Origin of the sequence: Dactylosporangium vinaceum (genome assembly GCF_019904175.1) — a bacterium.
GTDB classification, from domain to species: Bacteria; Actinomycetota; Actinomycetes; order Mycobacteriales; family Micromonosporaceae; genus Dactylosporangium; species Dactylosporangium vinaceum.
Genome location: NZ_CP061913.1, coordinates 3674434 through 3694721, shown reverse-complemented (window position 1 = coordinate 3694721; position 20288 = coordinate 3674434). Strand labels below are relative to the sequence as shown.

At 74.9% G+C, this 20288-nt stretch carries 19 protein-coding genes; 6 read left to right on the top strand and 13 right to left on the bottom strand.

The window, feature by feature from the left end; all coding sequences use genetic code 11:
- Positions 1-39: 39 nt before the first annotated feature.
- Both Dvina_RS16550 and Dvina_RS16545 read right to left on the bottom strand, forming a co-directional pair.
- Positions 40-492 carry a hypothetical protein gene (locus Dvina_RS16550; protein ID WP_223103363.1) on the bottom strand — a complete coding sequence of 151 codons (453 nt, stop codon included), beginning with the start codon at positions 490-492 and terminating at the stop codon, positions 40-42.
- Positions 493-802: 310 nt separating this feature from the next.
- Positions 803-1222 carry a hypothetical protein gene (locus tag Dvina_RS16545; RefSeq protein WP_223103362.1) on the bottom strand — a complete coding sequence of 140 codons (420 nt, stop codon included), beginning with the start codon at positions 1220-1222 and terminating at the stop codon, positions 803-805.
- Positions 1223-1239: 17 nt separating this feature from the next.
- On the opposite strand from Dvina_RS16545, the gene Dvina_RS16540 reads away from it, so the two are divergent.
- Both Dvina_RS16540 and Dvina_RS16535 read left to right on the top strand, forming a co-directional pair.
- Positions 1240-1716: a hypothetical protein gene (locus tag Dvina_RS16540; protein WP_223103361.1), complete on the top strand. Its 477-nt coding sequence runs from the start codon at positions 1240-1242 to the stop codon at positions 1714-1716.
- A gap of 137 nt (positions 1717-1853) precedes the next feature.
- The gene (locus Dvina_RS16535; RefSeq protein ID WP_223103360.1) at positions 1854-2813 is read left to right on the top strand and encodes a WD40 repeat domain-containing protein; all 960 of its coding nucleotides are present in this window, start codon (positions 1854-1856) and stop codon (positions 2811-2813) included.
- Between the two features lie 32 nt (positions 2814-2845).
- Here the strand turns inward: Dvina_RS16535 and Dvina_RS16530 are convergent, their stop codons facing one another.
- The 9 genes from Dvina_RS16530 to Dvina_RS16490 all read right to left on the bottom strand — a co-directional run bounded on the left by Dvina_RS16530 (position 2846) and on the right by Dvina_RS16490 (position 14733).
- Complete coding sequence (locus Dvina_RS16530; RefSeq protein WP_281428387.1) at positions 2846-3973, bottom strand: sensor histidine kinase; 1128 nt, start codon at positions 3971-3973, stop codon at positions 2846-2848.
- Positions 3974-4122: 149 nt separating this feature from the next.
- Positions 4123-5049 carry an ABC transporter substrate-binding protein gene (locus tag Dvina_RS16525; protein ID WP_223103358.1) on the bottom strand — a complete coding sequence of 309 codons (927 nt, stop codon included), beginning with the start codon at positions 5047-5049 and terminating at the stop codon, positions 4123-4125.
- 102 nt (positions 5050-5151) lie between these two features.
- Positions 5152-7824, bottom strand: coding sequence for an FtsX-like permease family protein (locus tag Dvina_RS16520; protein WP_223103357.1), 2673 nt, complete (start codon positions 7822-7824; stop codon positions 5152-5154).
- Positions 7821-11042 (bottom strand): permease, encoded by a 3222-nt coding sequence (locus Dvina_RS16515; RefSeq protein WP_223103356.1) that lies wholly within the window; start codon positions 11040-11042, stop codon positions 7821-7823. Before Dvina_RS16515 ends, Dvina_RS16520 begins: the two co-directional genes overlap by 4 nt.
- Positions 11036-11743, bottom strand: a complete 708-nt coding sequence (locus Dvina_RS16510) for an ABC transporter ATP-binding protein (RefSeq protein ID WP_223103355.1) — start codon at positions 11741-11743, stop codon at positions 11036-11038. The genes Dvina_RS16515 and Dvina_RS16510 overlap by 7 nt, the downstream gene beginning before the upstream one ends.
- Positions 11740-12666, bottom strand: coding sequence for an ABC transporter ATP-binding protein (locus Dvina_RS16505; RefSeq protein WP_380028890.1), 927 nt, complete (start codon positions 12664-12666; stop codon positions 11740-11742). The genes Dvina_RS16510 and Dvina_RS16505 overlap by 4 nt, the downstream gene beginning before the upstream one ends.
- 193 nt (positions 12667-12859) lie before the next feature.
- A complete protein-coding gene (locus Dvina_RS16500; RefSeq protein ID WP_223103354.1) occupies positions 12860-13504 on the bottom strand; it encodes a maleylpyruvate isomerase family mycothiol-dependent enzyme in 645 nt (214 codons plus the stop codon).
- Positions 13501-14070, bottom strand: a complete 570-nt coding sequence (locus Dvina_RS16495; RefSeq protein ID WP_223103353.1) for a TetR/AcrR family transcriptional regulator — start codon at positions 14068-14070, stop codon at positions 13501-13503. Before Dvina_RS16495 ends, Dvina_RS16500 begins: the two co-directional genes overlap by 4 nt.
- A gap of 36 nt (positions 14071-14106) precedes the next feature.
- Entirely contained in the window at positions 14107-14733 is a 627-nt protein-coding gene (locus tag Dvina_RS16490; RefSeq protein ID WP_246656260.1) for a maleylpyruvate isomerase N-terminal domain-containing protein, read from the bottom strand.
- A gap of 97 nt (positions 14734-14830) precedes the next feature.
- Between Dvina_RS16490 and Dvina_RS16485 the strand changes: the two genes are divergently transcribed.
- A complete protein-coding gene (locus Dvina_RS16485; protein ID WP_223103352.1) occupies positions 14831-16849 on the top strand; it encodes an Hsp70 family protein in 2019 nt (672 codons plus the stop codon).
- 86 nt (positions 16850-16935) lie between these two features.
- Here the strand turns inward: Dvina_RS16485 and Dvina_RS16480 are convergent, their stop codons facing one another.
- Both Dvina_RS16480 and Dvina_RS16475 read right to left on the bottom strand, forming a co-directional pair.
- A complete protein-coding gene (locus Dvina_RS16480; protein WP_223103351.1) occupies positions 16936-17355 on the bottom strand; it encodes a hypothetical protein in 420 nt (139 codons plus the stop codon).
- Positions 17356-17401: 46 nt separating this feature from the next.
- Positions 17402-18295 (bottom strand): NAD(P)-dependent oxidoreductase, encoded by an 894-nt coding sequence (locus Dvina_RS16475; RefSeq protein WP_223103350.1) that lies wholly within the window; start codon positions 18293-18295, stop codon positions 17402-17404.
- A 58-nt stretch (positions 18296-18353) separates the two neighbouring features.
- Between Dvina_RS16475 and Dvina_RS16470 the strand changes: the two genes are divergently transcribed.
- Genes Dvina_RS16470 through Dvina_RS16460 form a run of 3 tightly spaced genes read left to right on the top strand, consistent with a single transcriptional unit; the run spans position 18354 to position 20268 of the window.
- Positions 18354-18725: a MerR family transcriptional regulator gene (locus tag Dvina_RS16470; protein ID WP_223103349.1), complete on the top strand. Its 372-nt coding sequence runs from the start codon at positions 18354-18356 to the stop codon at positions 18723-18725.
- Between the two features lie 11 nt (positions 18726-18736).
- Positions 18737-19282, top strand: a complete 546-nt coding sequence (locus Dvina_RS16465) for an RNA polymerase sigma factor (protein WP_246656259.1) — start codon at positions 18737-18739, stop codon at positions 19280-19282.
- Positions 19282-20268, top strand: coding sequence for a hypothetical protein (locus Dvina_RS16460; RefSeq protein WP_223103347.1), 987 nt, complete (start codon positions 19282-19284; stop codon positions 20266-20268). Before Dvina_RS16465 ends, Dvina_RS16460 begins: the two co-directional genes overlap by 1 nt.
- Positions 20269-20288: the final 20 nt, after the last annotated feature.

Here is a 20288-nt window from a genome sequence, read left to right as displayed (position 1 = left end):
GCGCTATGTGCTGTCACCGCCCGAGTCGGCGGCCGGTCGTCATCGTGAGGTTGCTTCCAGCGCTGAGCACGATTCGACGATGTGGTCTTCGGCGGTGAGGGCCTTGGTGTAGATCGGCATCACCTGGGTGTCGTCCTTGGCCTTGGCGGCCGTGATCGCTGCGGTGATCGCGGCGTCGGCGTCGGCCAGGTCGCTGTAGACGATGTAGGTCTCCGGGACGTGTGCGTCTTTGAGCCGCGACCGGGTGGTGGTGATGCCCTGCTGGTAGTCGCCGGTGAGCCGGGCAGTGTCGGCCCAGGTGTCGTCGGGCACCGGCTGGCCCCGCTGGACATATTTGACCTGGTTCGATGCCCAGGACGCGGCGAAGATGTGGATAGAGCTCTGCGCGTATGAGCAGGTTGAGTCGGGGACCGGCGCGAGACCGGCCGGCCGGGTGAGGTTCCGCGACGGGGGCTTGGTGTAGGCGCCCGCCGTCGTCGCCGGGGCGCTCACCGGCGCCGGCGTGGACGCCGGGACCGCGGAGGTCGTCGCGGCTGATGGGGCAGGGGTGCCCGGCGCCGCCGACGGTGCATCAGTGCAGCCGGTTGCCAGGGCGAGGACTACCGTCGCGCCAGCCGTACCCGCCGCAATCCGGTGCCGACGCGTGCATGTTATGAGCTGGAACAAGTCGTCTCCCCCGCCGAGCCCCACACTTACGGTATCGATCTCCTACTGTACCTGTAACCGGCGAAGAGCGATCACCTGCATCCACGACCATAGATGTCGGCCGTTGTGCGGCTGCAGAGTGCGGCCGGGCGGGCGTTCAGCGTGCTGGAGGGTGGCTGCCGTCGGCGCCGATGCTGCCGTCGGGCCAGGTGAGGATGCGGCAGAACGCGTTGGGTAGGGGGCAGTGCAGGCCTCGGTCCTCGGTCAGGTCGATGACCTGGTCGGTGCCGTCGACAAGTGCGCCGAAGCGGGTGACGACGCGGGATGCGGCGTCGAGTTCGGTGGTGGCGGTGACTGCGGTGGTGCCGTTGTCGACGATGGCGCGGGAAGTGCCGGCTGAGGTACCCCACATCCAGGAGAAGGCGCCATTCAGGCCGGGGCGGGCGGTGGTGTGGTGATAGCGGGTGTGGATCTGCCCGCCGCTAACCGAGTCGACGGTGAACCAGTCGTTGAGGCTCTGCAGGGCCATTGGCTGGGTCGGGACGAGCGCGACGAAGCCGCCGATGCCTGCCGGCACGCCGGTACTCTGCCGGAGTGGGCATGTACCTCGTCGACGTCAGCGCCGAGAGCTGGGAACGGGAGGCTTGCGCCCCGCTGCTCGCCGAGGCGCTCGCCGCACGGGGCTTGCCGCCCTACCCCGGGCCGCCGCGGACGAAGCCGGGCTTCGAGGAGAAGCTGGTCCCGCCGATGGACGCCTTTGCTGCGGCCTGCGCGCGGCACGACGCCACCGAACTGCTCCATGCGTCGCTTATCGTTCCTGTGGAGTTCACCGGCCTGATCGAGCTACCGGCCGCGAGCACCTACGACGACACGACGATCGCGTACAGCGCCCAGCGGCTGCGCGCCGCCGTCGCGCCGATCGCCGTCGAGGTCGCCCTGCCCGCGGATCTGCCGGTCGAACGGATGACGCTGAACGCGACCATCGATGACCCGCTCATGTTCTACGTGGCGATGTACCACCAGGCTGCCCAGTACTCGCTGCGGTGGAACAGCCCACTGATCTACGCCTGAAGGCCGGCCACGACGGCGTAGGCCCTCCAGATGGGTCAGGAGGCAGCGGCAAGCGGCAAAGCGAGCCAGGTCTCGGACCGTGCTCCCCGATAGGCCACAATCGCCGGGACGACACGACACGGAAGCGCGGGTTCGATATGAAGATCACCTCTCTCGGGGTGGGTGAGGTCGGCGGGCGGCCGCTCGCCCTGTACGGCGACGACCAGGGCCGGATCGGGCACTGGGACCCCGCCGAGGACGCGCCTGGCGAGGCCCGGGTGGAGGCCCACGCGGAGTGGGTGCGGGCGGTCCGGGTCATCGACGTCGACGGGCGGGTGCTTGCCGTCACCGCCGGTGGGGAGACGGTCCGGGTGTGGGACCTCGCGACGCTGGAGGCGGTGGCGCCGCCGTACCCGACCCGGTTTTGGACGCAGGCGCTCGGTGTGGGGCTGTGGAAGGACATGCCGCTGGCCATCTGGCGGTCGAGCAACAACCGGGTCACGGCCGTCGACCTGCGCACGTTCGAGCCGGTAATGAAGGACTCGGCGGACTGGGCGCTGGCGGTCGGCTTCTTCGGGGTCGGTGGCGAGATCTACGCCGTGCTCGAGGACCACCCGTACCTCCAGGAGTTCGACGACTACGACATGGAGGAGACCGCGCTGCAGGTATGGGACTTCGCCGAGGGTCGGCAGATCGGCGGCGGCCTGCTCGGCGGCGGGTTCGGGGGCACTGTCATGCGTACGCCGCTCGCCCTGCTCGAGGGGCCCGGCGGGGCGGTGCTGGCATCGGGGGCCGGGCCGGACGGGTCGCTGCGGCTGTGGCGGTTGCCGGAGGGGACGGCCGTGGGCGAGGCGCGGCCCGGGAGCGAGGAGATCGCCTGTGTGGCCGCGGGGACGGCCGGCGGGCGCGGATACGTGGTCACCGGTGACACTGCGGGCGCCGTCCGGCTGTGGACCGTGCCGGACGGCCCGGCGCCGGGCGAGGCGGACAGCGCGGCGGAGGGCGTGCTGCTGCATCCGGCCGGTGGGGCCGGCGCGACAGCCGTGGCCGTCGCGGCCGTCGATGGGCGTCCGCGGGTGCTTGCCGCGTTCCGTGACGGTCGCGCCGAGGCCGTCTGAGCGCAGCGCTACGCCACGCGGCCGGGCCGGGTTCAGCCGGGCCCGGGGTGGGCGGCGGCGCTGGGGAGGCGGACTGTGACGCGCAGGCCGCCTTCCGGGCGGGGTGTCAGGGTCAGGCTGCCGTCGTGGGCGTTGGCGATGCTCTTCACGATGGCCAGGCCGAGGCCGACGCCGGCCTGATCGGTGTGGATGCGGTCGGTGCCGCGCCGGAACGGTTCGGTGAGCGTTGCGAGCAGGTCCGGGGTGAGCGCGTCGCCGGTGTTCTCGACGGTCAGCGTGACGGCCTGCGGGCCGGTGGTCGTGTGGATGTGGACGGTCCCGTGCTCGGGGATGTTGTGGACGATGGCGTTGTGCAGGAGGTTCGTCGTCAGCTGCAGCAGCAGTGCGGGCGAGCCCAGCGCCGGTGTGATGCGGCCGGATGTGTGCATCGTGATGCCGCGCTTCTCGGCCAGGGGTAGGAGGGTCTCGGCGGCCTCTTCGGCGATGAGGGACAGGTCGACGGGGGTGCGGGCGAACGCGCGCTGATCGGCCCGGCTGAGCAGGAGCAGGGCCTCGGTGAGTTCGATGGCGCGGGTGTTGACGGCGCGGAGGCGGTCGTCGAGTTCGCCGCCGTCGCGGGTCGGGTCGTTGCGGGCGACGTCGAGCAGGGTGCGGGTGATGGCCAGCGGGGTGCGCAGTTCGTGGGAGGCGTTGGCGGCGAAGCGTTGCTGCTCGGCGACGTGGGCCTCGAGCCGGGCGAGCATGGTGTCGAAGGCGTCGGCGCACTCGCGGAACTCGTCCTCGCGGCCGGCCAGGGCGATGCGGTGCGACAGTGAGCCGGCGGCGGCCATCCGGGCGGCGCCGGTGATGCGGGCCAGCGGTGCGAGCATCCGGCCGGACAGCAGCCAGCCGCCGGCCAGGCCGAAGACCAGCAGGAGCAGCAGCAGCGCGCCGGCGGCCGGGAAGTATTTGCGGGCGATCAGGAACCGGCCCGGGACGGGCCCGATGTCATGGCCGACGAGTGAGTCGCCGGACGGGTTGCGCAGCATGAACCAGACGATGCCGAGCAGGACCACCCCGGCGAGCATCAGGAACCCGGCGTAGCTGAGGGTGAACCGGAGCCGGACGCTCAGCCCGCGCCGCCTGGTGCCCGTCCTGTCCACGCGCACCTCCGCGATCACGCACGGAGCCGATGGTACGAGGCGCGGCATATCGTCCGCGTAGCGAAAAACCCGGGATGCGGTGGCGGCGCCGCGATGCCACCCGGTGCCCGCGGACGGACGCCGGGTGGCCGCGGGGCTCGCGCTTCCAGACCAGGAACGTGTCCCGGTCAACCTTGATGGGCGGGCGAACCAGCTGCGATCAACGCCATATACGGGGATGGCGACGAACGCGCGCCACCAGCAGGTGTGGCGTGTCGCGGATGGAGGACCTCGGCGAGGGCCTCGACGCCGTCGACGAGCCGGGGCCCGGGGCGCACGATCAGGCTGTCGCCGTCGATCGCCCAGACCTGCGCGCCGGGGAACCGCGGCGCCACCAGGGCGGCCTGCTCAGCAGCGCCGTCGAGGTGGTAGCCGCACGGCGCGACGACCACGATGTCCGGCCGGGCCGCGACCATCGCCGCCCAGTCCGTCGGCACCGAACGCTGCCCGGGCCGGGCGGCGACGGGCTCGCCACCGGCCGCGGCGACGAGGTCGGGCACCCAGTGCCCGGCGCAGAACGGCGGGTCGACCCACTCGACGACAAGCACCCGCGGCCGCGGCCGCCCGGCCACCCGCTGCGCGACCGCGCGCAGCCGGGCCCGCAGCCCGGCGATCAGCGCCTCGGCCCGCTCCGGCACACCGGCCCGCTCCCCCACCGCGCGAACGGTACCGAGGACGTCCTCGAGGGTGTGCGGGTCGAGGGACAGCACGTCGGCCCGGCAGCCGAGGTGTTCGAGGGCGTCCTCGACGTGGCCGGACGGCAGCGCGCAGACCCGGCACAGGTCCTGGGTGAGGATCAGGTCCGGGGCGAGCGCGGCCAGCGCACCGGCGTGCAGCGTGTACAGGTCGGCGCCCGCGGCGAACTGCGCGCGGACGTAGGCGTCGATCTCGCCCGGCGCCATGCCCTTCGTGTCCCGGCCGCCGACGACGACCGTCTTCTCCCGCCGCGCGGCCGGCGGCTCGTCGCACTCGAACGTGACCCCGACGAGGTCGTCGCCGAGCCCGAGCGCGTAGACGATCTCCGTGGCCGACGGCAGCAGCGAGACGAGGCGCATACCTACGACCGTAACGCTCCCGCGGCGCCGCCCTCACCACGGCGGCACCCGGCGACCCCGGCGCGCCGCGCGGACCCGCCCGCCCGGCACAAGCCGGGCCGCTCAGCCGTCGCCGACGCGCAGCGCCGCGGCCAGCCGGCCACGGCCGGGCCGGGCCGACTCGGCGGCCGTGACGGCTGCGACCGCCACCAGCAGCGCCACCGGTATCAGGCCGAGCCACGCCCACGGCGGCGTCAGGACCGCATCGGCGGCCGGGCCGGGGCCAACCGGCAGCGTGAGGCCACCGATCGTCACCCCAGCCAGCACGACGCCGGCCAGCGGGCCGAGCAGCCCGGTCACCACCACCGCCGGCAGCAGCTCACCGGCGACGACCCGCCGGGCGTCCCGCCCGCGCAGCCCGAGGGTGCGCAGCCGGCTCAGGGTCTGCCGGCGCTGCGGGCCCTGCATCACCGCGCTCAGGATCAGCCCCAGCATCCCGAGCGCGACTAGGGTCACGGCGCAGGTGGTAGCGAGCCGGAGCAGGCCGGCGACCAGCGGCGCCTCCCGCAGCGACTCCAGGACGTCGTCGCGCACGACGGTGTGCCCGGCGACGGCCCCGGTGACCGCCTGCCGGGCGCCGGGGCCGGTCACCCAGAGGGTGTTCGGCACGGCCGGCGTCCCGACCGCGGCGAGGGCGGCCGCATCGACGAGGACGACGTCACCGGCGCCGCCGACCTCGGGCGCGGCGCCGACCGCCGTGAGCGCGACCGGCTGCGCACCGGCCCGGGTGAGGGTGAGGCTCATGCCGGGCCGCAGCCGGCCGGTGGCCGAGCGCACCAGCGCCGGCACGCCGCCCGCGGCCGGCGCGGCCGGTGCCGGGACGCCGGGCAGCGGCGTGCCCGCGCGGAGCCGGTCGAGCCCGCCGATGTCGACGACGACCAAGCGCGCCGGGACCGAGGAGTCGGCCGTGGCCACGTCGACCACGTCGGTGACCTGTGCCGCGACGACCTGCCGCACGCCCGGCGCGGCCGCGATCCGCCGGGCCGTGTCGTCCGCCGTGCCGTCGGCCAGCTCGACGCGGACGTCGGCGCCGACGGTCCGCCAGGCCGCGTCGCGGATGCTCGCCTCGACCGTGGCGCCCACGGTGAGGCTGCTCGACGCCAGCGCCGCCGCGCAGGTCAGTGTCACGAGTGCCAGGCCGTGGCCGGCGGCCGCGACCGCCCGGGTCAGGCCGAACACGGCGGTCGGGAAGCGGGACCGCAGCACACCGCGCAGCAGCAGGCGCAGGCCGGGCGGCACCAGGCGGGCGAGCAGCAGACCGGCGGCCACCGCACCGAGCGTGGGGGCGCCGGCCGGCAGGGCCGCACCACCGCCGGCCGGGCCGCCGCGCTGTCCGAAAGCGACGAACGCGGCCGCCGCCGCGGCCAGCACGGCACCCTCGAACGCGAGCCGGCGCAGCTGGCGGGTCCGGGCGGCGAACCGGCGGGCGGCCGGGTGGGCCGACGTTCGCCGATCGCGGGTGCCGTGGCCGGCGGCGCGCACGCCGAGCAGCGGCGGCCCGGCGGCCGCGGCCACCGCCACGGGGACCGCCCACCCCCAGGCGGCACCCCCGGCCAGCACCCGGGCCAGGCCCAGCCCGGCGCCCGCGGCGGCGACGGCCGTCACGGCCGACTCCAGCAGCAGCTCGGCGCCGAGCACCGGCAGGGCGGCGCCACGGCGGCGGGCCAGGGCCAGCGCCGGCGCCCGCCGGCGCACCAGCAGCTCGGCGGCGAGGAGCAGCACCAGGACCCCGACGGCGATGACCCCGAGCAGCAGGACCGACATCTGGTCCGCGGCCGCGTCGACCTGCCCGGTGACGTCGCGCAGCACGGCGTCGAGCTGCGTGTTCCACGTCGTCTTGGTGCTGAACGAGCTCGGTGAGGGAGACTTCGCCTCGAGCGCGACCACGGCCGGGCCGGCGGTCCGCGCGACGGCCATCGTGAACGCCGCTGGGCGCGGCGCGAACGTGACGGCGGGTCGCAGCTCGTCGGGTTCGAAGGCGAGCCGGGCGTCCGGCAGGGAGTCGCGCGACAGCAGGGCCCCGAGCCGCACGGCGCGCACCCGGTCCGTGCCCGGGTCCGGCTCCAGCAGCCAGGGCGCCGGCCGCCAGACCGGATCGGCGCTGTCGGTGGCGCGGAAGACGCCGCTGACCTCGACCTCCTTCGGCGCGCCGTGCTCGTCGAGCAGCGGGATGCGCTCGCCCGGCCCCACCCGCAGCGCGGCCGCGGTGGCCTCGGAGAGCCCGACGTGCATGAGCCGGCCCTGCTGGTCGGGCAGTTCGGCGTCGTCGGCGCCGGTGACGGTGGGCCCCGGTGCGCCGCCCGCCGTCCAGGTCACGCCGGGCTCGGCGCCCGCGCTCAGGTACGCCATCCGGAAGGTCCGGGCCAGATCCGTGCGGGCGATCCGCAGTGTGGGGGTGATCACGGACGCGACGGGCGGCGCGAGCACGGCCCGCAGCCCGGGGCCCAGCTCCCCCTGCGCGCGCAGCCGGAACGCCTCGACATCGTCCGCGAGCCCGGGTGTGCGGAACCGGCCGCTGCGCCCGGCGTCGGACTCCCAGCGCATGGTCGCCGTCACGTCGGCGTCGTCGCCGGCCCGGCGCACGGCGTCGGCGACCGCGTCGTCGGCGATGCCGCGCAGCACCACCGGCACGGCCCCGGCCAGCATCGCCACGAGTGCGACCACCGCCGCGCCCAGCAGCAGCGCGCCGCCGTCGGCCCGGGCCCGGCCGCGCACGCTCGGCCAGTGCAGCCTCATGACGCCGTCCGCAGATCGGCGGCGTCAACCCGGCGGGTCCGGACGGCGACCACGATCCCGGCCGCGGCCAGGCAGCCCGAGACCAGCACGGCGAACGCCAGGATCTCGGCGGGCCACGGCCACTGCACGACGACGCCCGGATCGGGTGCGCCGCCGGTGTCGGACCGCACGAGCAGCGGGGTGAGCAGCGCTGTCGCCACCGCGCCGGCGGCGGCGCCGGCCAGGCCGAGCGGCACCAGCAGCAGGGCGTGCCGGCCGAGCAGCACCGCCCGCACCGCGGCGAGGGTCATGCCCAGGCCCTGCAGGCGGGCCGAGTCGCGGGCCCGGGCCTGCAGGTCGCACGGCACGTGCAAGACGATGCCGGCGAAGAGCAGGACGGCGACGGCCGGGACCAGCCCCCACAGGACCGCAGGGAGCCCGGCGACGACCGGCCCGGCGGTGCGCCGGGTGTTCTCCGCGGCGCGGGTGGTGACGGCCCCCAGGTGCAGCGCCGCGGCGCGGCCGGCGGCGTCGGCGCGGTCCGGGTGGCCGACCCACCACGCGTCGACCGGAGCCGTCAGGTCGCCCTGGACCGCCAGGGCCCGCGATACCGCGTCCACGTCGGCGAGCACGGCCGCGCCGCCCGGCGCCGACGGGACGGCCGGCACCACCTCGGTCACGACCACCGGGACGGCGCTGTCGCCGATCGTCAGGTCGAGCTGGGTGCCGGGCCGGGCGTGCAGGGCCTTCGCCAGGGCCTCGGAGATCGCGACCGGCACGACGCCGGGGTCGGGGAAGGCGGTGGCCACGAACGCCCGCGGCCGCGGCGAGGCGCCGGCCGGGACGGTCATGCTCATCCGCACCAGCGCCTGGGCGCCGGACCCGGTCACCGTGACGGCGGCATTGACGAGTGAGCCCGCCGCCGGGTTGGGGATGCCGGCCGTCCACGCCGCGTCGCCGGCGCCGGCCGCAGCGACGGCCAGGGTGACGGTGAGCTGCACAGCTTCGGGCGGGTCAGCGCCGGTCGGGTCAGTGCCGGCCGGGTCGATGCCGGCCGGTCCGCCGGTGACGGACAGCAGCACCGCGAGGAGGCGCCCGCCGCGGGCCGTCGTACAGGACGGCAGCGGATGCGCCCGCCCGTCCAGCTCCACCCGGCCGCCGGTGCAGGTGCTCCGCAGCCCGGTGCCGTCCTCGATGAGCAGCGTCGGGGTCACGACCATTGCGGCGGCCGGCCCCGCGTCCCCGGTGATCGTGTACGCCGCGCCGGGCGGGACCGCCACAGCTGACACGCCTGTCACCGGCGTCAGGCCGGCGGCGACGTCCGACCAGCTCCGGCCGGCCGGTGACCGGCCGCGCAGCAGGTCACCGGCGCGGGTCGTGTCCACCGCGACCAGCCGGGTCGCGTCGCCGCCGGCGCCGAGCCACTGCCCGACGGCGATGCTGCGGTCCGTCGCCGGGCTGAGCACCCCGCCGGTCGCGGTGAGCAGTGCCGCCCCGTCCCCAGCGGCCGGGGACCCGGCCACGGCCACGCTGAGGTCGGTGCCGACGGCGAGGTCGGCCTGGTCGCGCTGCGAGCGTTCCCACGTGGCGTGCAGGGCGATGCCGAACGTGGCCGTCGCGCAGGCCGTGATGACCAGCAGCCCGGCCGCGGTGGCCGGGGGGCGGCGGGCGGCGCCGGCGACGGCCAGCGGCCAGGCCGGCCCGGAGGAGCGCGCGGCGAGCCGGTCGAGGAGGGTCAGGACCGGACGCACCAGCCGCAGCGCCGGCCAGCCGGCCCCGAGCAGCAGCACGGCCGGCGCGAACGTCCGCACCGCGTCGGCGTCCAGCACCGACTGGGCCGACTGGGTGCGCAGCTGCCACCACCCGGCGACGGCCAGCACCACCAGGAGCAGGTCGGCGCCGGAGCGGGCGGCTGCGGCGGGCCGGTCGCGCCGGTGCCGGCCGAGCGGATCGCGCATGGCCGGCGCCGTGAGCAGTACCACCAGCGACAGCACGCAGACGGCGACGGTCAGGACCTGACCGCCGGTGAGGCGCGGCGCCGTGGCGAGCCCGGCGGCGGCGAGCGTGGGCAGGCGGGTGAGCGCGGCGTGCCCGGCGGAGGATGCCGGCACCGCCACGGCCGCGGCCAGCAGCGCGAGCACGGCGCCTTCCCCGGCGGCGAGCAGGGCCAGCCGGCGGCGGCCGATGCCCATCGTCACCAGCAGTGCGTGCTCCTCGGCGCGGACGTCGGCGGTGAGCCGGCCGGCCAGCACGAGCGCGACAGCGGTCAGGGCACCGCCGAGCGTCGCGACCGCCAGGACCAGGGCGTCGGTGACCCGCTGGTGCCGGTGCTCGGTCGCCAGCGTCGACGGCAGCCCGGACGCGACCCGCTCGCTGCCCGCCCGGTCCGCGAGGATCCGCGCCAGGCGGCGGTCGGCGCCGTCCACGGCCCGGGCGATGGCGTCGAGATCGCCGTAGCGCACGCCCGACAGGTCCGGGCGGGCGGTGAACTCCATGCGGCTGAGCGTCGAGCCGCTGGCGAGCAGGTCCGTGAAGTCGACGAGGAACGGGCCGTAGGCGCCGGACGGCTGGTTGGCCGTCCCCTCGTCGAAGGTGAAGTCGACGCCGGCCCCGCGCAGCGGGTCACGCTCCCATCCCGCGCCGGGCCGCGGCCGGGCGACGCCGACGACGACCACGTCGAGCGGCGCGTCGCCGTCACGGGTCAGCTCGGCACCGAGCGGCACCCGGTCGCCGACGCTCAGCCCCAGGCTCCGGGCCGTCGGCTCGAGCACGACCGCCTCCAGCGGCCCGGCACCCGGCGCGGACGCACCGCGCGGCCAGCGACCGGCGGTCAGCTCGGCCCCGCCGGTCAGGTCCTCGACGGCCGAGAGGTACCCCACCGCCGGCGCGGGGGACGGCCCGACAGACGGCCCGGCCATTGCCGTCGGCAGTGTCCGCATCACCGACGACGCCCGCCCGGACGTGGCGGCCGGCACCGGCGCCAGCGTCGAGGTCAGCAGCGCCCGGGTGTCGGCGGCGACCGCCCGGGCGTCGCCGCCGCGGATGGTGGCCATGTAGGCGGTCACCTCGACGTCCGCTGGCTCGGCCCGGCCGGCGGCCACCTCCAGCGCCCGCTGCCCGGTGTCGGTCAGCAGCAGCGTGCACACGCCCAGCAGCGTCGCGCCGACGGCCGCCACGCCCAGCAGCGCCGCCAGCAGCCGCCACTGCGCCCGGGCCCGCACGGCGGCGAACGTCAGCACGCAGCCGCCCCGGCGACCGGCTCGTCGACCCGGCCGTCGCTGATGCGCAGGACGCGGTCGGCCAGCGCGATCATGACCGGATCGTGGGTGGCCACGAGCGCCGTGACGCCCTCGGACTCCACCACCCCGCGCAGCAGTGCCATCACCGACCGGCCGGTCTCCGCGTCGAGCTGCCCGGTCGGCTCGTCGGCGATGAGCAGCCGGGGCGAGCCCGCGAGCGCCCGGGCGATGGCGACCCGCTGCTGCTGGCCGCCGGACAGCTCACCGGGCAGCTGCCGGGCGTGCCCGGCCAGGCCGACGAGGTCGAGGAGCAGCTCCACCCGGCGCTGCCGCTGCGCAGCCGGCCGGCGGGCCAGCCGCAGCGGGACACCGACGTTCTCGGCCGCGGTGAGCTCGGGGATCAGGCCGAACGTCTGGAACACGTACGAGACCTTCTCCCGCCGCAGCCGCGCCCGGCCGTCGTCGTCCAGCCCTGTCACGTCGACGCCGTCGACGACGACGGTGCCGCCGTCCGGGCGGTCGAGCCCGCCGACGACGTTGAGCAGCGTGGTCTTGCCCGAGCCGGACCGGCCGACGAGCGCCACCATCGTGCCGGCGGCAACGGTGAACGTCACCTCCCGCAGCGCGTGCACGATCGCCGGGCCGCGGCCGAACCGGCGGCTGACCGCCCGGACCAGCAGCAGCTCCTCCGCGGCGCTCATGGCGCCGGGTCCGGATCGTCCGGGCGGATGGTGATGTGATCGTGCTCCAGGGCCAGCCGGACGCGCCGGGTCAGGGCCAGCGCCTCGCGGTACTCCCGCGGCACCTGGATCCGACCGGCCCGGTCCATGACCGCGTACTCCTCGGCGATCACCTGGGTGTCCGCCCCGGTCCCGCCGGAGGCCCGGCGCAGCACCTCGCTGCTGGTGCGCCCGTCGCGGATCGCCACGGTGCGCTCGACGTGCCCGCTGACCTGCGGGTCGTGGGTCACGATGACGGCGGTGACACCGAAGTGCCGATTCACCTGCCGCATGGCCGCGAACACGTCCGCGGCGGTGGTGCTGTCCAGCTCGCCGGTCGGCTCATCGGCCAGCAGCAGCCGCGGCCGGTTGGCCAGGGCCACCGCGATGGCGACCCGCTGCTGCTGCCCGCCGGACATCTGCGCGGGCCGCCGGTCGGCGCAGTCGGCGACGCCGAGCGCGTCGAGCAGTTCGTCGCAGCGGGCCCGCCGCGCGCGGGATCGGGTCCCGGCGGCCGTCATCGGCAGGTCGATCACCTGCCGGGCGGTCAGGTACGGCACCAGGTTGCTCGCGGTCTGCTGGCGCACGAAGCCGACCATGTGCCGGCGGTAGCGCACCCGGTCGGCGCGGGCCATCGTCAGCAGGTCCCACTCGCCGACCTGCGCCCGGCCCGCCGTCGGTGTCTCGATGCCGGCGAGGATCGACAGCAGTGTCGACTTGCCCGAGCCCGACGCACCGACGACGGCGATCATCTCGCCCGCCGTCACGACCAGGTCAAGTCCCTGCAGCGCCTGTACCTCGACCGAGCCGGTCTGGTAGATGTGCACGAGACTCTCGCACTGGACCACCGCGTCGCTCGGTGCCGCCGCGCCGGGTCCGGCCGCCGATCGCAAGGACCAGGACACGACTCCCCCGGCTCGGTCGCATGCACGGCTGCTGTCTGGGCTGCCCGCGCGCCCGGGCGAGTGAACGCTAACATCGACGGTTTGCCATCACAAGCCGCTGCTCCCGTGGGGCGGCCGGGGCGGCGCCGCGGCCCCCGAGCGGCGAGGGCAGCCGGCAAAGACGAGGCCGCTGTCGCAGTGCAGCGCACCGCGCCTATGCGCGCAGCACGCGCTCCAGCTCGGCCCGGCCGTCGCCGCTGAGCCGGTCGAGCGCGGCCGGGCGGCCGCACACGAGCAGCAGCAGCGCGCCCATCGGGCCCTGCACCAGTGGCCCGGTGCCGTGGCGCCAGGCGGTGTCGGTGGCCTCCAGGCAGTACAGCCGCAGGGTCTGCTTGATGGGAAACGGCCGGGGCCAGCGCATCGTCATCATCCGGGTCGCGGCGACGGCGGCGGCCTGCGGCGGGGTGGCGATGGTGCGGCCGAGCGGGATCGCGATGTCCTGGGTGTGCACGAGGATGTCGGTGAGGGTCTCGTAGCGTGTGACGCCGACCGTGTGGCGGCGCGAACCGATCGACGCCCGGATGCCCGCGACCAGTTCGGCGTCGGTGTTCGCGCGCACCTGGGCAACTGTCATGTCGTGGATCGCCCGGTTCATGTCGCCTTTCGCGCGCATGACGATCGGTGCGCGCACGAGCATGTCGCGCACGCCGAGCTGCTGCATGGTCAGGTGCGCGGCGACGTCGCGGACGGTCCACGCGGTGCACAACGACGGCCGCGCCCACTCCTCGGGGGTGAGGGACTCCAGGAGATCGGCGACGGTGGCCCGCTGGTCGTCCATTGTGGACCATGGAAAGGTCATGACGCCTCCGCGGCGGTGAGGACGGCCTCGACGAGGGCGCGCAGCCGCTCGGCGGGGTCGAACGACGGGTCGGGCATGGCGAGCTGGTGCAGGACGAGGCCGGTCCAGTAGTTCATGATCAGCGGGGCGTCGCGGCCGGGGTCGGCCGAGCCGGCGGCCCGCATCCAGCCCATCGCCCAGGCGTTGACCCGCGCGCCGGTGGCGAGGAGGTGCGCACGCACCGGCGGGCGGATCGCCGCCTCGGTCAGGATCGCGTACCGCGCGAGCGTGAGCGTGCGCTGTTCGTGCGTGCTCACATACGCGAAGCGGCTGAGCAGGTCGGCCAGGTCCCGCGCGCTGGAGGGCTGCGCGCCGGCCGCGAGGCGCTCCCAGTTGGCCCGCTCGCGCTCGGCGAAGCGCTCGACCACGCCCTCGATCAGGGTGTCGCGGGTGCGGAACAGGTTGGACGCGGAGCCGGGCGGCAGCCCGGCGGCGGCGTCGACCGCCCGGTGGGTCAGCGCCCGGATGCCGCCCGCCCCGATGACCTCGATGGCCGCGTCGAGCAGCCGCGCCCGTCGCGCCGTCACACCACCAAACTACATCTGTAGTGAGCGGTTGGCCAGTCAGCCCAGCAGCGGGAACCGCGGATCCTCCGACGGCACGCGGCCCGTCGCCTCCAGCACGAACGCCACGCTCGTCGGATGCGGCTCGCCGCCCAGACCCACAAGCGTGCGGCCGGCCAGCTCGACGGCCGCCGCGGCGGGCGGCGGCGCCGCCGGCAGGGCGACGGTCATGTCGAGGTGGTGCACGACCGCCTCCAGCACGAACGTCGCCAGCAGGTCCGCCACCGCGAGCACCTTGCCCTGGGTCCGCACGAAGCCGGCCGGGTCGGCGCCGCGGGCGGCCTGCACGGCCGCGGCGGCGGTCTCCCGCCACAGGCGGACGATCTCGGCGCCGTCGAACGCCGACGCCGCCCGACGCACCGCCCACCCGCCACCGCCGCCACCCGGCGGGAACGAGCGCCAATAGGTGACATGGTCGGTGTCGGCCGGGCCGGGCGCCGGGGTGTGCAGCGCGACGAGCGCCCGCTGCGCGTCACCCAGCAGGTGGAACAGCACATCGGCGACGAGCCAGCCCCGGCACCGCGACGGGGCCAGCAGGTCATCGGGGCTCAGGGCGGCGGCCAGGTCGCACACGCCACCGTAGGCGGCATCGAGGGCTGTCACAGCGTCGCGGTACGGCATGCTCATGCCCTCGCACGTTAGCGGAGGTGTTGCTCCACTTCTGCGCCGTGTCCGGCCGATTCCCGGCAATCCGCCACGTGACCGGCTGTTATCCTCGCCGACCATGACAGCTGCGCGGTTGCGCCTCGGGGTCGACTTCGGGACCTCCACCACCATCGCGATGCTCCAGCGGCCCGACGCGCGCGTGCAACCGCTGCTGTTCGACGGCTCCCCGCTGCTGTCCTCCGCCGTCCTGCTCGGCCCCGACGGGCTGCTGCACACCGGGCGCGACGCCGCCCACCTGGCCCGCAGCGCACCCGAGCGGCTGGAGCCGAACCCGAAGCGGCGCATCGACGACACGTCGGTGCTGCTGGGCGACGCCGAGCTGGGCGTGCGCGACCTCATCACCGCGGTGCTGAGCCGGGTCGCGCGCGAGGCCGCCCGGGTCGCCGGGCCGGTGCAGGACGTGGTCCTCACCCATCCGGCGGACTGGGGCCAGCACCGGCGGGCCGTGCTGGTCGAGGCCGCCCGCCACGCCGGGTTCGCCACCATCGAGCTGGTCGGGGAGCCGACCGCGGCGGCCACCTACTTCGCGCACACCCGCGGCGGCGCGCTCCCGGTCGGCGCGGGCGTGCTCGTGTACGACCTCGGCGCCGGCACCTGCGACGTCACCCTGCTGCGGCGCAACCAGACCGGCTTCGAGCAGGTCGCCTCCGACGGCCTCAACGACGTCGGCGGGCTCGACGTCGACGCCGCCGTGGTCGGGTTCCTGCAGGCCACCTACGGCGAACTGTGGACGAGCCCGGCGACCCGCCGGCAGCTGTGGGACGACGTGCGCTCGGCCAAGGAGATGCTGTCGCGGGCCAGCGGCACCGTCATCGGCATCCCCTCCCTCGGCCGCGAGGTGCCGCTCGGCCGCGAGCAGCTGGAGGGCCTGGCCCGGCCGGTCCTGCGCTCGACGATCTCGATGACCCGGGCGATGCTCAACGAGTCGGGCATCCCGCAGTCCGCCGTCGCCGGCCTGTTCCTCGTCGGCGGCTCCAGCCGCATCCCGCTCGTCGCCACGATGCTGCACGAGGCGCTCGGCATCGCACCCGTCGTCGCCGAGCAGCCGGAACTGGTCGTCGCCGAGGGATCGCTGTACGTCAACCGCACGCCCAACACCGTGACCGCGATGTCCGCGATGTCCGCGCCGGTGGCGGCGCCGGTCTCCGGCCCGATCACGGCCCCGGTGTCGGCGGTGCCGTCCTCGGGCGTGCCGTACCCGAACACCCAGGCGTTCTCCGGCAGCCCCATCGCCCCCGTCTCCGCGCCCGGATACCCCGCCGCCCCGGTGTCGCCGCCTGTCGCACCCATGCCCATGCGCCCGTACCCGCCCGCCCCGGCGCAGGCTCCGGCCCCGGCGCCCAGGCGCGGCCTGTCACCGCTGGCCCTCGTCGCCATCATCCTGGCGGGTGTACTCGTCGTGGCCGGCGGCGTCTTCGGAGCGGCCCGGTTCCTGGGCAAGGCCGACGGGCAGAACACCAACGCGAACGGCACGACGGGCGCGGGCGTCACCGGCGCGGCCACCAATGGCGGCGGGGGCGGCGCGGCCGCCGGCGGCCCCGGCAAGTACGACCTGACAAAGGTGCCCGACGACGAGTGCGCCAAATCCGACGCCTCGACGTTCTTCGAGCTGTTCGAGGCCGAGAACGGCAAACCGACCCCGATCCGGGTCCCGAACGCCACCGTGAACGCGAGCTCCTGCTCCTACGGCCGCACCCACGCCGTGACCGACCCGCAGCAGCAGCGGGTGGCGACCATCTCGTTCACCATCTTCGGGTTCGCCGACACCCAGGTCGCCGCGAACGCCCAGACCCAGGAGATGGAGACCGGCAAGCTGGCCGGCCCGAACACGATCCTGTCCGGCTTCGGCGAGCAGGCGATCATCTACGAGACGCCGCAGAGCGGTGACCTGGCCAAGAGCAGCATGCAGCTCACCCTCGCCGTGCGCGACAGCAACGCCCGGATGACCGTGTACGTCAACGTCAACCGCAGCGACAACGCCGGCTGGTCGCAGCAGGAGAAGAACACCCTGCGTGACAAGACCGTGGAGGCGGCGAAGGCCACCTTCAGCAAGACCCTGGCCGGCATGAAGCGCTGACCCGGCCGGTCGCGGCTCGGGTCGTGCGGTAACGGGCGAAGGCCGGCCACCACAGGGGTGACCGGCCTCGAGCCAGGGGGACGGCTTCAGTTCGCGGCGACGCCGAACTGGCCCTCGCCGCCGTGGAGCTCGGTGCCCGACGCGAAGCTCGCGTCGAAGCGCTGCTGCAGGGCGTCGAGCTCACCGAACTCGGCCTGGTGGGAGTTCTCCGAGCCCTCGGCGGCGAAGACGTGGTCGTCGACGGACGCGTCGTGGTTGTAGTTGGTGTAGTCGTCCGACTCGTAGTGCACGGCGGCCGGCTGGTCGTACTCGACGTGGTGACCCTGCGAGAAGTCGGTCGACTCCTGCGCGTGGTGGTCGTTCTCGTACTGGCCGAACTGGCTGTTGTGGTCGGCCTCGCTGCCGTGCGCCTGGTGCAGCTGGTCCAGACCGTCGTGCTGCTCACCCGCCTCGTAGTGGCCGTAGTCCACGTCGTGGCCCGTGTCGCCCATGTCGTAGTCGCTCATGTCCGTATCCCCCTGGGAAGTTGTTGTCTCGCTGACACCAACAACGTTACGGGGATCCCGTAGGGGTTGAATCCCGGAAACGTGCCAGGGCGCGGGCCAGCCGGGCGTACCCGTCGGCGCCGTGACCGTCGGCCACCGCCCGCCCGAACATCGCCTGGAGGGCGGGCAGCGGGCCCGGGTCCACGCCCAGGTCGTGCGCGGCCGCTGCCACGTGCGCGATGGCCGTCGTGGCCGCGGCCAATGTGGACGGTTCGCCGGGGTAGACGTCGTCGGCCAGGTGCCGGGCGTAGCGCTGCGCCATCTCCGGCAGCAGCGCGCTCATCCCGCCGGCGAACCGGGCGAACAGCGGCAGGTCGAGGCCGGCGGACAGGGCGAGCGCGAACGCGTGCAGCAGGCCGCCGGTCGCGGTGGTGAACAGGTCGAGCAGCGCCATCTCGTAGCCGGCCGCCGCCGCCACCTCCGGGCCCAGGTACACCGAGCGGGGAGCGAAGCATCGCAGTACCGCCGAATGGGCCTCGAACACGGCCGCAGGTCCACTGTAGAGGATGGTGGCGGTGGGCGTGCCGATCGCCGGGGCCGGGCTGAGGATGGCGCCGTCGAGGTAGCCGATTCCCTTCGCCGCGGCCCAGGCCGCCGCCGTGCGCACCTCACCGGGGTGGGCGCTGCCGAGGTTGACGAGCACGGCGGGCGCTTCGGCATCGTCGAGTGTCCGCTGTACCGCGGGATAGTCGAGCAGGCAGCACACCGTCACCGCGGCCCGGCGTGCGGCGTCCGGCGCGTCGGCAGCGAGGACGGCGCCCCGCTCCAGCAGCGGCCGCGCCTTCTGCGGTGTCCGGTTCCACACGATTGTCGGGTGCCCGGCGTCAAGCGCGGCCCCGGCCAGCGCCCGCCCCATCGGCCCGAGGCCGAGCACGGCCAGGTCGAACTCGAAGTCGGTCATGGCGGTGACGCTAAACCTTGCCGTTGACGTGAGAGTCAAGCGTTGCGAGGCTGCGCACATGCGCATCGGCGAGCTCGCCCGGCTGACCGGCACCACCCCACGGGCCCTGCGGTACTACGAGGAGCAGGGACTCCTGCACCCGCAGCGACGGCCCAGCGGGTACCGCGAATACGCCCCCGACAGCCAGCACACCGTCCGGCACATCCAGTTGCTGCTCTCGGCCGGCCTCAACACGGCCACGATCGCCGAGATCGTGCCCTGCATCCCCGACGAGACCACCGTGCTCGCCCCGACCTGCCAGGAGCTGCTCGACCTGCTGGCCGAGGAGCGCGACCGGATCGACGCGCAGATCGCCGGGCTCACCGGCGCCAAGGACGTCCTGGAAAGAATCATGAACACATCCGCCCGCAGCGGCGAACAGGGGGTGTGAGGGAGACGGATTTGGCACCGCCGGAGGCCGACACCGACCTGGTCGCGGATCGGTTCGACGAGGTCTTCGACCGCTACTACGGGCACATCTACGCCTACGCGGCGCGCCGCCTCGGGCCCGATCTCGCCGAGGATGTCGCGTCGGAGACGTTCCTGGTCGCCTACGACAGGCGAGCCGGGTTCGACCCGGCCCGCGGTGAGGTGCGGCCCTGGCTGTACGGCATCGCGTCCAACCTGATCATGCGGCACTCGCGGGCCGAGGCGCGGCGCCTCAAGGCCCTCGCGCGCAGCGCCGAGCCCGACGCCGGCCCCGACCACGCGGAGCTGGTGCCGGGCCGGGTCGACGCCGGGGGTGCCCGCGCCCGGCTCGCCGCGGCCCTCAACCGGCTGTCACTCGGCGATCGCGACGTGCTGCTGCTCATCGCGTGGGCCGGGCTCACCCAGCAGGAGGCGGCCGCGGCGCTGGGCATCCCGTCCGGCACCGCGCGGTCGCGACTGCACCGGGCCCGGCATGAGATGCGCAAGGCCCTGGGAACCGACACGGAGGTGGAGCGGTGATGGATGAGATGACGGCACTGCGGGAGGCGTTCGGGCCCGACCCCGAGCCCGGCCCGCGCACCCGCGAGCGGGCCCGCGCGGCCCTGCACGAGCGGATGCACAGCGCACCGGCCCCGATGGCGACCGTCACGGTGCTGCGGCGGCGGCGCTGGCCCATGCGGGCCGCGCTCACCGCGGCGGCCGCGGCCCTGGCCGTGGTCGGCGCCGTCGCGGTCGAGAACTTCGGCACGGTCGACGACAGCGGCAAGGGCTACTCGACTGTCGGCCTGCCCTTCCCCAAGCCGGCCAACGCTAGTGAGGTGCTGACCAACGCCGCCTGGGCCGCGACGCAGAAGCCGTGGACCGACCCGCGGCCGGAGCAGTTCATGTACAACGAGTCGCGCGAGCTGCGCAACGAGAAGGCCTACGAGAACGAGCACCCGAACGACCCGATCATCCCGGGCCGGACCCGGACCATCACCCTGCAGAACTGGAAGCGCATCGACGCCAAGGTGATGGCCACGAACGAAAGCGGCCGGCTCGAGGTGTACCGGCAGGGCGGCGACGCGACCTGGGGCCAGCTGAACTACGACGAGCTCAAGGGCCTGGACACGCCGGCCAAGGTGCTCGCCTGGGACCGCAAGGACAAGAACTTCGGCGTCGAGCTCGACGCACTGCTCGGCCAGTACGTCCTGCCGCCGAAGGTCGAGGCCGCGTTCTACGGCGCGCTCGCGCAGCGCCCGGGCGCACGGCTCAACCCGGACGCCGTGAACGTCGACGGGCGGCCGGCCATCGGGCTGGGCTGGGTCGAGCAGGAGTTCGACGCGCACGAGCTGCTGTTCGACCCGGCGACGTACCGGGTCATCGGCGAACGCCAGGTCGCGATCGCCGACCGGCACGTCACCGATGAGCACGGCAACGACGACTTCACCCCGAAGGGGGCGCTGATGCGCCAGGTCGTCTACACCAAGGCCGTCATCGTGAACAACGTCGGCGACACCGCCTGAGCGACAACCACCACCGTGCC